This is a genomic window from Pseudomonas sp. NFACC37-1 (genome assembly GCF_900101575.1).
Classification (GTDB): Bacteria; Pseudomonadota; Gammaproteobacteria; order Pseudomonadales; family Pseudomonadaceae; genus Aquipseudomonas; species Aquipseudomonas fluorescens_AA.
This window is the reverse complement of record NZ_FMUZ01000006.1, coordinates 83,182-96,474: the sequence shown is the minus strand read 5'-3', so window position 1 is coordinate 96,474 and position 13,293 is coordinate 83,182. Positions and strand designations below refer to the sequence as shown.

Here is a 13,293-nt window from a genome sequence, read left to right as displayed (position 1 = left end):
CTTAGGAGTCTTGGCCGTGTCATGGCTTGGAATACCGGGCGTGGGAGTCGCCTCCCCCGCCATCGGTTTACAGTTTGTCACCTTGCATCCTCGAACCCAAGTCGGCGCCCGTAGTGGGATCGCTTTCAGGGTCGGACATCGTCCGCGCCTTCAGCCATCAGATGGATCGAGCAGCAGGTCGGCAAGTCCAGGATCAGGCTCAGCGACACGCACGGTGTACGGCAATCATTTGTCATGTGGAAACATGATTGAACGCCTCGCTCAGGCGCACGTCATGAGAACTCCGTCGACGGCAATCCCCTGAAAGTCTGACGAAGTTAAACATTTAGTTTTATTCAAGACAGAAGACCAGTGGTTAATTGCAACTCTGGCTCACCCGCTTATCTTTAAACAATCAATACACCCGTAAAGCCGGGCATCAGTACCCGACTTTTAATATCACGGCCGGACCAGGTCCCATGCCAACGGCACGGGACCTGCGAGACCACGGGACATTACGATTTACGACCGCCGCCATGGCTTTTTTCAGCCCCTTTCCTGCCGGCCCCGGAGGCTTTTTCCCGGTCATTGGCAACGTTGCCGCCCGACGCCTGGCCACCTTTGCGGCCGGCTTCCGAAGCCCGCTCAGGGTCGTTGGCAAAGTTACCCCCCGATGCTTGCCCGCCTTTGCGACCGGCTTCAGCGGCGCGTTGCGGGTCGTTGGCAAAATTGCCGCCTGACGCTTGGCCACCCTTGCGTCCAGCCTCGGAGGCGCGCTCAGGATTATTGGCGAAGTTGCCACCCGACGCCTGGCCACCTTTTTTCCCGGCTTCCGATGCCTTCTCACGATCGTTAGCGAAATTGCCAGGGTTGTTATTACCTGTGTTAGCCATTTCATTCACCTCGTTTAGTTGATATCCACGAGCCTTGCTGACTCGTCTTATTCGGAAAACATGACGCCGCCAAGGTTTGAAGGAAACGCGGCAAACGGCGACGAGTGGTCAATGCTCAATTCATATCGCCGCTGCCGTGGTCTTTAGTGCAACAGGCTATTAAACAGGCCGAGACCGAAACTTCATCCAGTGACAGTCCTGTGGGGCGAGCTTGCTCGCGATGGCGGTGTGTCAGTCATATCAATGCAGGCTGATCCGACGCTATCGCGAGCAATCTCGCTCCCACAACTGCCTCGCTTCAACATTAAAAACAGTGCGTGTCTTTCCACGCTGTCCGCCAAAGGCCAAGCAACGCCGGCACCCCATTGCACCGGTCTCGTCACCTGGCCTCGCGCCGTTCCAGGAAGCCAAAACTCGCGGGCTGCCGGCGTTGTCCTGCACCACCGCACTGACCGGCTTGCGGCGTCCGGATACCCTGTCGCCGATACCCGGATTAGTGGTTGAACATCCGTTGCGGATCCATCTCGCCTTGGCAATCAGGGCAACCGCACTTTAATTTGCTCATGCTCTTTCTCCCGAGGTCACGGGCTGAAGGCGTCGTCACAACTGGACATCAAGGTTCGCCGCCGCAACACCGTGGTTGGCCACATACACATCGGCAGTCCAGCCCTTGGTCAGGTTGTGATAGGACTGGGTACCCAAGGCCGTACCACTGTCCCACGCCAGGATGTCGCCAATATCGATGTCACTGGCTGAACTCAGCTTCAGCACCGTATGGCGGTCCTCTTGCTTCACGTACACACCCACCATTGAACTCTCTCGATTGATGGCCCGTACTTCACCCTTGGTCCGCTTCATACGTTTCCTCTCTCGGCAGTTTCAGGAGCGGTCGCCCCCCAGGACCGGCCGCTCTTTGCTGCTCAGCGCTTGGCTTCGGTATACGGGGGTTCTGAAGTACCGCACATAAAAGTGGATAGCGCGGCACGGGGGAAAGTTTGAACAAACCAGCCCCAGGGCGACGAAAGGCGTCGACTCGATCCAAGTGGTAACCTCAACGGCCCAAGGCCAGCGCAGACACCTCCCATGCCCGAAGACCTTCACCAGGCACCCATCGATCAGTTACTGGCGTACACCGCCGGGCGCCGCTTCCTGGTGCTCACCGGCGCCGGCATCAGTACCCCTTCGGGCATCCCCGACTACCGCGACAGCGACGGGGTCCGTCGGGGTCGACAACCGATGATGTACCAGGAGTTCCTCGCCCAGCCCGAGGCACGACGGCGCTATTGGGCAAGGGCGATGCTGGGCTGGCCGCGGGTCAGGCAGGCCAGGCCGAATGTGGCTCACGAAGCCTTGGCCGAGTTGCAGGCGCAGCAACGCATCACCGGCTTGATTACCCAGAATGTCGACACCCTGCACGACCAGGCCGGCAGCCAGGACGTCATCGAACTGCACGGCAGCCTGCATCGCGTGCTGTGCCTGGATTGCGGCCAGCGCAGCGAGCGACAGCAGATTCAACGGTTAATGGAAACCGAAAACCCTTATCTGGCCGGTGTCGATGCGGTGCAGGCCCCCGATGGCGACACCCTGCTCGACCCCGCGTTCGAGGCGCGCTTTCAAGTGCCCCATTGCCCCCATTGCGGCGGCGAGCGGTTGAAACCCGACGTGGTATTTTTCGGCGAGAACGTCGCCCCCCTCACCGCGACCCGCGCCATGCAAGCCGTCGAGCAAGCGGAAGGCCTGCTGGTGGTGGGTTCGTCGCTGATGGCCTATTCGGCGTTTCGCCTGTGCCGGGCCATCAAGGACCAGGGCAAGCCGCTGTTGGCGATCAACCGAGGCAAGACCCGGGCCGATGAGCTGCTGGACCTCAAGCTTGAAGAGCCGTGTGAGCAATTACTGCCATTGCTGACACAACACCCGTTTTAGCAACACCCGCTCCCACAGTGGCCGGGGTCAACCTGCGGCCAACTGCATACCCAACTCCTGATCCCTGAGCGTATCGAACAACGCCTGCGCCGCCGCCGACAGTTCATGCCCCGGCTTGGTCAGCACCCCGATGGCTCGCTCGATCACCGGGTCACTCAAGGTGATGCAGCGGGCACCCAGCTCATGCATCTGCCCGACGCACAATGCCGGTACGGCACTGACCCCCAGCCCACTGGCGACCATCCGGCCGACGGTCGCCAACTGGTGGCTCTCGAACTCCACCGGCAGCTTCATGCCCCGGGCTCGCAGATGCTCTTCCAGCATCACCCGTACGGTGGAGGGTCGTTGCAGCGTGATGAACGGCTGCTCCAGCAGGGTTTCCCAGTGGATTTCGTCGCGCTGGGCAAAAGCTGAATCCAACGGCACCACCGCGACGAAGCGATCGAGGTACAAGGGCGTGAACGCCAGGGACGAACCCTGCATCGGCTCGAACGCCACACCCAGTTCAACATGACGATCACGGACCATTTCCAGCACTTGTTCGTTGATCACATCGTTGACCGTGACGTTGACATTCGGATAGCGGGCGCGGAAGGTCTTGAGGATCGGCGGCAACAGGTTGCCGGCAAACGAAGGCATCGCCGCCAGCGTCACGCGACCGCGCTGCAAGGTGAAGCGCTGGCGCATTTCGTCCTCGGCGTTGTCCCAGTCGGCCACCAGCCGGCGGGCCAGTGGCAGCAAGGACTCTCCTTCCGGGGTCAACGCCACGTTGCGGGTATTACGGCTGAACAAACGACCGCCGAGGCCCTCTTCCAAGGCCTTGATGGTCAGGCTCAAGGCCGATTGGGACAGGTGCAGCCGCTCGCAGGCCACAGCGAAGCTCAGGCTCTGGGCCACGGCGAGGAAGGCGCGGATTTGCTTGAGGGTCATGGGTGTTTGTGTCCGGTGGGGTAGGAGCTGCCGAAGGCTGCGATCTTTTGATCTTTTGCTTGGGATTCAAGTGTTTTTGGAAAGATCGTAGCCTCGTTGCACTCGACAGCACCTACAGAAGGAGGCAATTGTTGAGTTTTATCAATCAATCCAACCTAAAAATCAACTTAACAAATATATGACTTGGCGCAACACTGCATTTCATTGCGACCCCATCAAGAATAAAAGAGGTGTCTATGGCAGGTTTCGACAAACGCGTGAGTTCTTATGAGCAAGCGCTGGAAGGCTTGAAGGACGGCATGACCGTCATCGCCGGCGGCTTCGGCCTGTGCGGTATTCCGGAAAACCTGATCGCCGAGATCAAGCGCAAGGGCATCCGCGACCTCACCGTGGTGTCCAACAACTGCGGCGTCGACGGTTTCGGCCTCGGCGTGCTGTTGGAAGACCGGCAGATCCGCAAGGTGATCGCCTCCTACGTGGGCGAGAACGCCCTGTTCGAGCAGCAACTGCTGAGCGGCGAAATCGAAGTCGTGCTCACCCCCCAAGGCACCCTCGCCGAAAAAATGCGCGCCGGTGGCGCCGGCATCCCGGCCTTCTTCACCGCCACCGGCGTTGGCACGCCCGTGGCCGAAGGCAAGGAAGTGCGTGAATTCCACGGCCGCCAGTACCTGATGGAAGAATCCATCACCGGCGACTTCGCCATCGTCAAAGGCTGGAAGGCCGACCATTTCGGCAACGTGATCTATCGTCACACCGCCCAGAACTTCAACCCGCTGGCCGCCACGGCGGGCAAGATCACCGTGGTGGAAGTCGAAGAAATCGTCGAACCCGGCGAGCTGGACCCGACGCAGATCCACACCCCGGGCATCTACGTCGACCGGGTCATTTGCGGCACGTTCGAAAAACGCATCGAACAGCGCACCGTGCGTAAGTGATCCCCTGCCCCCGGCTCGAATGAAGGAATAAGAACATGGCACTTTCCCGCGAACAAATGGCTCAACGCGTCGCCCGCGAAATGCAGGACGGCTACTACGTGAACCTGGGCATCGGCATTCCGACCCTGGTCGCCAACTACATTCCCGAAGGCATGGAAGTCATGCTGCAGTCGGAAAACGGCCTGCTCGGCATGGGCGCGTTTCCCACCGAAGCCGAAGTCGATGCCGACATGATCAACGCCGGCAAACAGACGGTCACCGCGCGCATCGGCGCCTCGATCTTCTCTTCCGCCGAATCGTTTGCCATGATCCGCGGCGGCCACATCGACCTGACCGTGCTCGGCGCATTCGAGGTGGATGTCGAAGGCAACATTGCCTCGTGGATGATTCCCGGCAAGCTGGTCAAGGGCATGGGCGGTGCGATGGACCTGGTGGCCGGTGCCGAGAACATCATCGTCACCATGACCCATGCGTCGAAAGACGGTGAGTCGAAACTGCTGCCGCGCTGCAGCCTGCCGCTGACCGGCGCCGGTTGCATCAAGCGCGTGCTGACCGACCTGGCCTACCTGGAAATCCAGGACGGCGCCTTCATCCTGAAAGAACGCGCCCCAGGCGTCAGCGTCGAGGAAATCGTCGCCAAGACCGCCGGCAAATTGGTCGTGCCGGACCACGTGCCTGAAATGCAGTTCGCTGCCCAGTGAGGAGAGATTCGATGCAAGAAGTCGTGATTGTCGCCGCTACCCGGACCGCCATTGGCAGTTTCCAGGGTTCGCTGGCTTCCATTCCCGCACCGGAACTCGGTGCTGCGGTGATTCGGCGCCTGCTGGAGCAAACCGGCCTGTCCGGCGAGCAGGTCGATGAAGTGATCCTCGGCCAGGTGCTGACTGCGGGCTCCGGGCAAAACCCGGCGCGCCAGGCGTCGATCCTCGCCGGCCTGCCCCATGCGGTGCCGGCGCTGACCCTGAACAAGGTCTGCGGTTCGGGCCTCAAGGCGTTGCACCTGGGCGCCCAGGCGATTCGTTGTGGCGATGCCGAAGTGATCATCGCCGGCGGCATGGAAAACATGAGCCTGGCCCCGTATGTACTGCCGGCCGCCCGCACCGGCCTGCGCATGGGCCACGCGAAGATGATCGACAGCATGATCACCGACGGCTTGTGGGATGCCTTCAACGATTACCACATGGGCATCACCGCCGAGAACCTGGTGGACAAGTACGGCATCAGTCGCGAGGAGCAAGACGCCTTCGCCGCCGCTTCCCAGCAGAAGGCCGTTGCCGCCATCGAGGGCGGTCGGTTTGCCGATGAGATCACGCCGATCCTGATTCCCCAGCGCAAAGGTGATCCCGTGGCGTTCGCCACCGATGAACAACCGCGCGCCGGTACCACCGCCGAATCCCTGGGCAAGCTCAAGCCTGCCTTCAAGAAGGACGGCAGCGTCACCGCGGGCAATGCGTCCTCGCTCAACGATGGTGCCGCCGCCGTGATCCTGATGAGCGCGGAAAAAGCCAAGGCCCTGGGCCTGCCGGTGCTGGCGAAAATCAGTGCCTACGCCAATGCCGGCGTCGACCCGGCAATCATGGGCATCGGCCCGGTCTCGGCCACCCGTCGCTGCCTGGACAAGGCCGGCTGGTCGCTGGACCAACTGGACCTGATCGAAGCCAACGAAGCCTTCGCCGCCCAGTCGCTGGCCGTGGCCCGGGAACTGAAATGGGACATGGACAAGGTCAACGTCAATGGCGGCGCCATCGCCCTGGGCCACCCTATTGGCGCGTCGGGTTGCCGTGTCCTGGTGTCGCTGCTGCATGAAATGATCAAGCGCGACGCCAAGAAAGGCCTCGCGACCCTGTGCATCGGCGGCGGCCAAGGCGTGGCCCTGGCGCTGGAACGGGCATAACCGACACGGGTTCAACGGTGGCTGCACGGACCCACGAATATCCGTGCAGCCACTGGCACCACCACCGGCGCGACCTCGGTTACGCCGGTTTTTTTGCCTGCCGGTTTATGTGGATGGCTTGCCGGCCTCATCGCGAGCAAGCTCGCTCCCACAGGGGAACTGTGGTGTATGCAGCATTCATGGACACCGCCAAATCCTGTGGGAGCAGCTCCCACAATGGATTTTGGGTGTACGCAATATCTAGGGTCACCACCAAACCCTGTGGGAGCGAGCTTGCTCGCGACAGCGGCGGGTCTGTTTGTTGCGGTAAGCCCTGGCCCAAAAAAAACGGCACCTTTCGGTGCCGTTCGTTTTCACATCCGGGGCTTTACTTGCGTGCCGCCTCCCATGATTTCAGCAGCTCGGCGTAGCTCACGGTTTCGCCTTTAGGCTTCTCGTTCGCCAGTTTCGGCTTCGGTGCGCCCGGTTGGTCGAACCAGTATTGCGCGTCGCGCTCAGGGTTCATCTTAGGTGCGCAAGTGGCTTGGGCCTTGGAGCGTTCCAGGCGGGTCATGATCGCATCCTGGTCCTTGGCCAACCCGTCGAGGGCCTGCTGCGGCGTTTTCTCGCCACTGGCAGCTTCGGCGATGTGGCTCCACCACAATTGCGCCAGGCGTGGGTAGTCCGGCACGTTGGTCCCGGTCGGGGTCCATTGCACGCGGGCCGGGCTGCGGTAGAACTCCACCAGGCCACCGAGTTTCGGTGCCAGGTCGGTCAGCGCCTGGGAGTTGATGTCCGACTCACGAATCGGCGTCAGGCCAACGATGGTCTTCTTCAGCGACACGGTCTTGGACGTCACGAACTGCGCATAGAGCCAGGCCGCGAGTTTCTGCTTCTCAGGCGTGGACTTCATGAACGTCCAGGAACCCACGTCCTGATAGCCCAGCTTCATGCCCTCTTCCCAATACGGACCGCGTGGCGATGGCGCCATGCGCCATTTCGGCGTGCCATCGGCGTTCATCACCGGCAGGCCCGGCTTGGTCATGTCGGCCGTGAAAGCGGTGTACCAGAAGATCTGCTGGGCGATGTTGCCTTGGGACGGCACCGGGCCGGACTCGGAGAAGGTCATGCCCGCCGCTTCCGGTGGCGCGTACTTCTTCATCCAGTCCACGTATTTGGTGGTGGCGAACACGGCCGCGGGACCGTTGGTGTCACCGCCGCGGGTCACGCTGGAGCCGACCGGATGGCAGTCTTCGACGCGAATACCCCACTCGTCCACCGGCAAACCATTGGGCAAGCCCTTGTCACCGCCACCGGCCATGGAGAACCAGGCATCGGTGAAGCGCCAGCCCAGGGACGGGTCTTTCTTGCCGTAGTCCATGTGCCCGTAGACGCGCTTGCCATCGATCTCCTTGACGTCTTCGGAGAAGAACTTGGCGATGTCTTCATAGGCCGACCAGTTCACCGGCACACCCAACTCGTAGCCGTATTTTTCCTTGAACTTGGCCTTCAGGTCCGCACGCTCGAACCAGTCGGCGCGGAACCAGTACAGGTTGGCGAATTGCTGGTCGGGCAGTTGATAGACCTTGCCGTCCGGCGCGGTGGTGAAGGAAATACCGATGAAGTCCTTGAGGTCCAGGGTCGGCGAGGTGAAGTCCTTGCCTTCGTTGGCCATCAGGTCGGTGATCGATTCGGTCTTGCCGTAGCGGAAGTGCGTACCGATCAAGTCCGAGTCGTTGACCCAGCCGTCATAGATATTCTTGTCCGATTGCATCTGGGTCTGCAGCTTCTCCACCACGTCGCCTTCCTGGAGCAGGTCGTGGGTCAGCTGGATCCCGGTGATTTCGCTGAAAGCCTTGGCCAGCACCTTGGATTCATATTCGTGGGTGGCGATGGTTTCCGACACCACGTTGATTTTCATCCCGCGAAACGGCTGGGCGGCCTTGATGAACCATTTGAGTTCTTCGAGCTGCTGCTCGGCTGTCAGGGTCGACGGCTTGAATTCACTGCCGATCCATTTTTTAGCGGCGTCTTCATAGGCGTCGGCCCAGGCCGTAGCGCTCAGCCCGCTGAGTGCCAGCATGGCTGCCAATGAAACGCTATGTCGCAGCTTATTGTTTTTATCGAACATAGAGACCTCCTGTTTGGGTTTAAGAGCCTGATCGTCGAATTGTCGCGATTAGCCCCACCGCATCACTGCCAACAGCCACACCCAAGACAACGCGAACGCTATCCAGATGCTCCAGTCGGTGGCGCCGATCACCAGCAAGTGCAGGTAGGCGCTACCGAGAAGACCGATAAACAACCGATCGCCACGGGTGGTGGCAATCGGCAGGAAACCACGCCGAGGGATGCTCGGCGAACGCAGTTCCCACGTGGTCATGCCTGCCAGCAGCAAGGCGATGACCCCAAAAAAAGCCGCCGTCGGGCCGGTCCAGTTCATCCATTCCATCATCGACTCCTCAGACCCGGCCCAGGGCAAAGCCCTTGGCCACGTGGTTGCGAACGAACCAGATCACCAGCATGCCCGGCAGGATGGTCAACACCCCCGCCGCCGCCAGCACCCCCCAGTCGATACCGGACGCCGATACCGTACGGGTCATGACCGCCGCGATCGGCTTGGCATTCACCGAGGTGAGCGTGCGCGCCAGCAACAGTTCGACCCAGGAAAACATGAAGCAGAAAAATGCCGTCACACCGATGCCGGAGCCGATCAACGGAATGAAGATCTTGGCGAAGAACTTGGGGAAACTGTAGCCGTCAATGTAGGCGGTCTCGTCAATTTCTTTCGGCACCCCGGACATGAACCCTTCGAGGATCCACACCGCCAACGGCACGTTGAACAGGCAATGGGCCAGGGCCACGGCGATATGGGTGTCGAACAGCCCGATGGACGAATACAGCTGGAAGAACGGCAACAGGAACACCGCCGGTGGCGCCATGCGGTTGGTCAGCAGCCAGAAGAACAGGTGCTTGTCCCCCAGGAACCGATAACGGGAAAACGCATAGGCGGCCGGCAACGCGACGCCCAGGGAAATCACCGTGTTCAGGCTCACGTAGTACAGCGAGTTCAAGTAACCGGTGTACCAGCTTGGGTCGGTGAAGATCACCTTGTAGTTGTGGAAGGTGAAATCCTGCGGCCACAGGGTCAGGCTGCCGAGGATCTCGGTGTTGCTCTTGAACGACATGTTCAGCAGCCAGTAGATGGGCACCAGCAGGAACAGGATGTAGATCAACAGCGGAATCAGCTTTTTCTTGCTCATTGCGCGGGCCTCAACGGTTGGCGTCGGAGTGCGTCATGGCGGTGTAGAACAGCCAGGACACCAACAGAATGATCAGGAAATACACCAGGGAAAACGCCGCCGCCGGGCCCAGGTCGAATTGGCCGATAGCCATCTGCGTCAGGGTCTGGCTGAGGAACGTGGTGGCGTTGCCCGGCCCGCCGCCGGTGAGTACGAACGGCTCGGTGTAGATCATGAAGCTGTCCATGAAACGCAGCATCACGGCGATCAGCAGCACGCTCTTCATCTTCGGCAACTGGATGTGACGGAACACGGCCCAGTTCGACGCCCGGTCGATCCGCGCAGCCTGGTAGTACACGTCGGGAATCGCTCGCAGCCCCGAATAGCACAGCAGCGCCACCAACGAAGTCCAGTGCCAGACATCCATCACCAACACAGTGACCCAGGCGTCCATGGTGTTGGCCGCATAGTTGTAGTTGATGCCCAGGCCGTTGAGGGTCGAGCCCAGCAAACCGATGTCGGCGCGGCCGAAAATCTGCCAAATGGTGCCCACCACGTTCCACGGGATCAGCAGCGGAATCGCCAGGATGATCAGCACCAGGGACGACCATTTGCCCTTGGTCGGCATGGTCAGAGCGATGGCGATGCCCAGGGGAATTTCAATCAGCAGCACGCACGCCGAGTAGATGAACTGGCGCAGCAGCGAATCGTGCAGCCGCGGATCGAGCAGCACCTGCTTGTACCAGTCGGCGCCGACGAAGTAGCGGCTGGATTGGTCGAAGATGTCCTGCACCGAATAGTTGACCACGGTCATCATCGGAATCACGGCGCTGAAGGCCACCAGCAGGAACACCGGCAATACCAACCACCAGGCCTTGTTGTTCTGCACCTTGTTCATGGCTGCACCTCGCTCAACGGTTCCAGCAAGTATTCATCGGCATAGACCATCAGCCATTGGGCCGGAAAACTGATGTACGCCGTGCCTTCGGGCACGGGCTTGTCTTCGGCCAGGCGGACCTTCAGCGGTGCGCCATCGAGGTTGAGGGTCAGGATCTTGTAGGTGCCCAGGTCTTCGACATGCACCACATCAGCCTGCATCGCGTCGTCGTAAGGGCCATCCCAGACATGCACGAACTCGGGACGGATACCGACCTTCAGGCTTTTGCCTTCGGCTTCGGCGACACGACGTTGCAAGGTTTCCGACAGCGGCAAGTGGGTCGAGGCGAAACCGACACCGCCAGGCTGCACCGTGACCTCGATCAGGTTCATCCCCGGGCTGCCGATGAAGTAGCCGACAAAGGTGTGGCTCGGGCGCTCGAACAAGTCCCGGGGCGTACCGAACTGCACGATCTGGCCGCCGTACATCACCGCGATCTTGTCGGCGAACGTCGAGGCTTCCAACTGGTCGTGGGTGACGTAGACCATGGTGATGTTGAACTGCTCATGGATCTGCTTGAGCTTGCGCCGCAATTTCCATTTCAGGTGCGGGTCGATCACCGTCAGCGGTTCGTCGAACAGGATCGCCGACACATCGTCACGCACCAGCCCGCGGCCCATGGAGACTTTCTGCTTCTCATCGGCGGTGAGGTTGCGGGCCTTTTTGTCCAGCAGGTTCTGCAGGTCCAGGACCTCGGCGATTTCCTGCACCTTGGTGTGGATCCGCGCTTCGGCCATGCCCTGGTTGCGCAGCGGGAACGCCAGGTTGTCGAACACCGTCATGGTGTCGTACACCACCGGGAACTGGAAAACCTGGGCAATGTTGCGGTGTTCCGGGGTCAGGTCGTTGACGACTTTGCTGTCGAACATCACCTGCCCTTCGGAAGGGCTGAGCAAGCCGGAAATGATGTTGAGCAAGGTGGACTTGCCGCAGCCCGAAGGTCCGAGCAGCGCATAGGCGCCGCCCTGCTCCCAGATGTGGTTCATCTCGCGGATCGCGTAATCCTCGGGGCCCGCCGGGGTGCTGGTGTAGCTGTGGGCGAGGTTCTGCAAACGAATTTCAGCCATCAGGCAACCCTCGCGATACGCTGCCCTGGGGCTTGGACCAGCTTGCCCTGGGCGTCGAAGACAAACAGTTTATGGGTCGGAATGTAGATGCGAATCGGCGCATCCACGTCGTACTCATGTACCCCCGGCAAATGCAGCACCAGCAGGAAATGTTCATTGCGCACGTGCAGGAATGTCTCCGAGCCGCTGATCTCGGCCACTTCGACGGTCACCGCCAGTTCGAGGTCGTCGTCGTTGCTCGGCACCAGGGAAATATGGCTGGGGCGCACGCCGAAACGGAACTCGCCCTCGCCCACCGGGCGCAGGTCGACGTTCAGCGGGAAGTGCACGAAATTGGCGAAGCTGACTTCGTTGCCGGCGATACGACCCGGCATGAGGTTGATCGGCGGTTCGGAAAACAGCTCGGCGGCCAGCACGGTTTGTGGCTGGTGATAGACAGAAGACGACTTGCCACTTTGAATCACCCGGCCCTCATGCAGGATCGTGGTGGTGCCGCCCAGGGCCAGCGCTTCGTTAGGCTCGGTGGTGGCGTAGACAGCGATGGTGTGGCGGGCCTGGAACAGCTCGCGCATTTCCTGGCGCAGCTCTTCACGCAGCTTGTAGTCCAGGTTCACCAGGGGCTCGTCGAACAGGATCAGTTCGGCGTCCTTGACCAGCGCCCGGGCCATGGCCGTGCGCTGCTGCTGGCCGCCGGACAATTCCAGCGGATGGCGCTGCAGGAACTTCTCGATCCGCAGCATCCTGGCGGTTTCCAGCACCTTGCTCTGGATGACTTCGTCGGACACACCAGCCTGGCGCAACGGCGAGGCGATGTTTTCGAAAACAGTCATGGTCGGGTAGTTGATGAACTGCTGGTAAACCATCGACACATTGCGCAGCCGCACCGGGCGGTTGGTGACGTCGACGCCGTTCATCAGGATGCGGCCGCTGTCGGGCTTGTCCAGACCGGCCATCAGACGCATGAGACTGGTCTTGCCGGACAGCGTACGGCCCAACAGGACGTTGAAGGATCCGGGTTCGAAACTCAGATTGGCATCGTCGATCCAGGTCTGGCCTTCGACGGTGCGACAGATGTGCTCAAGCTTTAATGACATGGCTCGGCCTTTTTATTATTTGGAGTCAAGCGACCCAAGCTTAAAAGCGAAAGCCGTGCCAGAAATCACAACCCCTTGATCTTGCTTATTTTTGTAAAAAAATCCGAGAAAAACACGTTCGCAGATGAACACAAGTGAACAGCCACGACTGAACAACTGAACAATTCACGGGTTGACAATGAACAATTTTGAACAACACTGAATGAACGTTTTCGGTTAGCCTGAATTCGATCCCTGTGGGAGCGGGCTTGCTCGAAGGCGGTGTGTCAGTCAGTACAAATGTCGGCTGTCACGGCGCTTTCGCGAGCAAGCCCGCTCCCACAATGGTCTGTGTTATTACGTGCTATTCAGGCCTGCCCCAGCACAAGGAGTCTGTGCGAGACTTGCCACAACAATAAAAAACAGCACCTGCGAGAGTGC

Annotated in this window: 13 protein-coding genes and 1 pseudogene; 4 read left to right on the top strand and 10 right to left on the bottom strand. The window is 60.4% G+C overall.

Features of this window, described 5'->3' with window-relative positions:
* Window positions 1–153 precede the first annotated feature (153 nt).
* The 3 genes and pseudogenes from BLP82_RS31965 to BLP82_RS09675 all read right to left on the bottom strand — a co-directional run.
* Window positions 154–225: pseudogene (locus tag BLP82_RS31965) on the bottom strand (hypothetical protein); the annotation flags it as partial.
* A gap of 269 nt (window positions 226–494) precedes the next feature.
* Entirely contained in the window at window positions 495–872 is a 378-nt protein-coding gene (locus tag BLP82_RS09685; RefSeq protein WP_092167019.1) for a con-10 family general stress protein, read from the bottom strand.
* A 600-nt stretch (window positions 873–1,472) separates the two neighbouring features.
* Window positions 1,473–1,730 (bottom strand): hypothetical protein, encoded by a 258-nt coding sequence (locus tag BLP82_RS09675; protein ID WP_060741479.1) that lies wholly within the window; start codon window positions 1,728–1,730, stop codon window positions 1,473–1,475.
* 225 nt (window positions 1,731–1,955) lie between these two features.
* Between BLP82_RS09675 and BLP82_RS09670 the strand changes: the two genes are divergently transcribed.
* A complete protein-coding gene (locus BLP82_RS09670; protein ID WP_092167016.1) occupies window positions 1,956–2,795 on the top strand; it encodes an NAD-dependent protein deacetylase in 840 nt (279 codons plus the stop codon).
* 27 nt (window positions 2,796–2,822) lie between these two features.
* Here the strand turns inward: BLP82_RS09670 and BLP82_RS09665 are convergent, their stop codons facing one another.
* On the bottom strand, window positions 2,823–3,725 hold the full coding sequence (locus BLP82_RS09665; RefSeq protein ID WP_092167014.1) for a LysR family transcriptional regulator: 903 nt from the start codon (window positions 3,723–3,725) through the stop codon (window positions 2,823–2,825).
* Between the two features lie 236 nt (window positions 3,726–3,961).
* Here BLP82_RS09665 and BLP82_RS09660 point away from each other — a divergent pair, with 236 nt between their 5' ends.
* The 3 genes from BLP82_RS09660 to BLP82_RS09650 are packed head-to-tail and all read left to right on the top strand — an operon-like array spanning window position 3,962 to window position 6,554.
* Window positions 3,962–4,660, top strand: coding sequence for a CoA transferase subunit A (locus BLP82_RS09660; RefSeq protein WP_060741476.1), 699 nt, complete (start codon window positions 3,962–3,964; stop codon window positions 4,658–4,660).
* Between the two features lie 35 nt (window positions 4,661–4,695).
* Complete coding sequence (locus BLP82_RS09655) at window positions 4,696–5,361, top strand: CoA transferase subunit B (protein WP_092167011.1); 666 nt, start codon at window positions 4,696–4,698, stop codon at window positions 5,359–5,361.
* Between the two features lie 11 nt (window positions 5,362–5,372).
* On the top strand, window positions 5,373–6,554 hold the full coding sequence (locus BLP82_RS09650) for an acetyl-CoA C-acetyltransferase (RefSeq protein ID WP_092145523.1): 1,182 nt from the start codon (window positions 5,373–5,375) through the stop codon (window positions 6,552–6,554).
* Between the two features lie 367 nt (window positions 6,555–6,921).
* On the opposite strand, the gene BLP82_RS09645 is transcribed toward BLP82_RS09650, so the two are convergent.
* Genes BLP82_RS09645 through BLP82_RS09620 form a run of 6 tightly spaced genes read right to left on the bottom strand, consistent with a single transcriptional unit; the run spans window position 6,922 to window position 12,873 of the window.
* Window positions 6,922–8,664: an ABC transporter substrate-binding protein gene (locus BLP82_RS09645; protein WP_092167009.1), complete on the bottom strand. Its 1,743-nt coding sequence runs from the start codon at window positions 8,662–8,664 to the stop codon at window positions 6,922–6,924.
* 48 nt (window positions 8,665–8,712) lie between these two features.
* A complete protein-coding gene (locus BLP82_RS09640; protein WP_053123382.1) occupies window positions 8,713–8,985 on the bottom strand; it encodes a DUF2160 domain-containing protein in 273 nt (90 codons plus the stop codon).
* Window positions 8,986–8,995: 10 nt separating this feature from the next.
* On the bottom strand, window positions 8,996–9,796 hold the full coding sequence (locus tag BLP82_RS09635) for a carbohydrate ABC transporter permease (RefSeq protein WP_092167007.1): 801 nt from the start codon (window positions 9,794–9,796) through the stop codon (window positions 8,996–8,998).
* Between the two features lie 10 nt (window positions 9,797–9,806).
* The gene (locus BLP82_RS09630) at window positions 9,807–10,673 is read right to left on the bottom strand and encodes a carbohydrate ABC transporter permease (protein WP_030142069.1); all 867 of its coding nucleotides are present in this window, start codon (window positions 10,671–10,673) and stop codon (window positions 9,807–9,809) included.
* A complete protein-coding gene (locus tag BLP82_RS09625; protein WP_092167004.1) occupies window positions 10,670–11,779 on the bottom strand; it encodes an ABC transporter ATP-binding protein in 1,110 nt (369 codons plus the stop codon). The genes BLP82_RS09630 and BLP82_RS09625 overlap by 4 nt, the downstream gene beginning before the upstream one ends.
* Window positions 11,779–12,873, bottom strand: a complete 1,095-nt coding sequence (locus BLP82_RS09620) for an ABC transporter ATP-binding protein (protein ID WP_092167002.1) — start codon at window positions 12,871–12,873, stop codon at window positions 11,779–11,781. The genes BLP82_RS09625 and BLP82_RS09620 overlap by 1 nt, the downstream gene beginning before the upstream one ends.
* Between the last annotated feature and the right edge of the window lie 420 nt (window positions 12,874–13,293).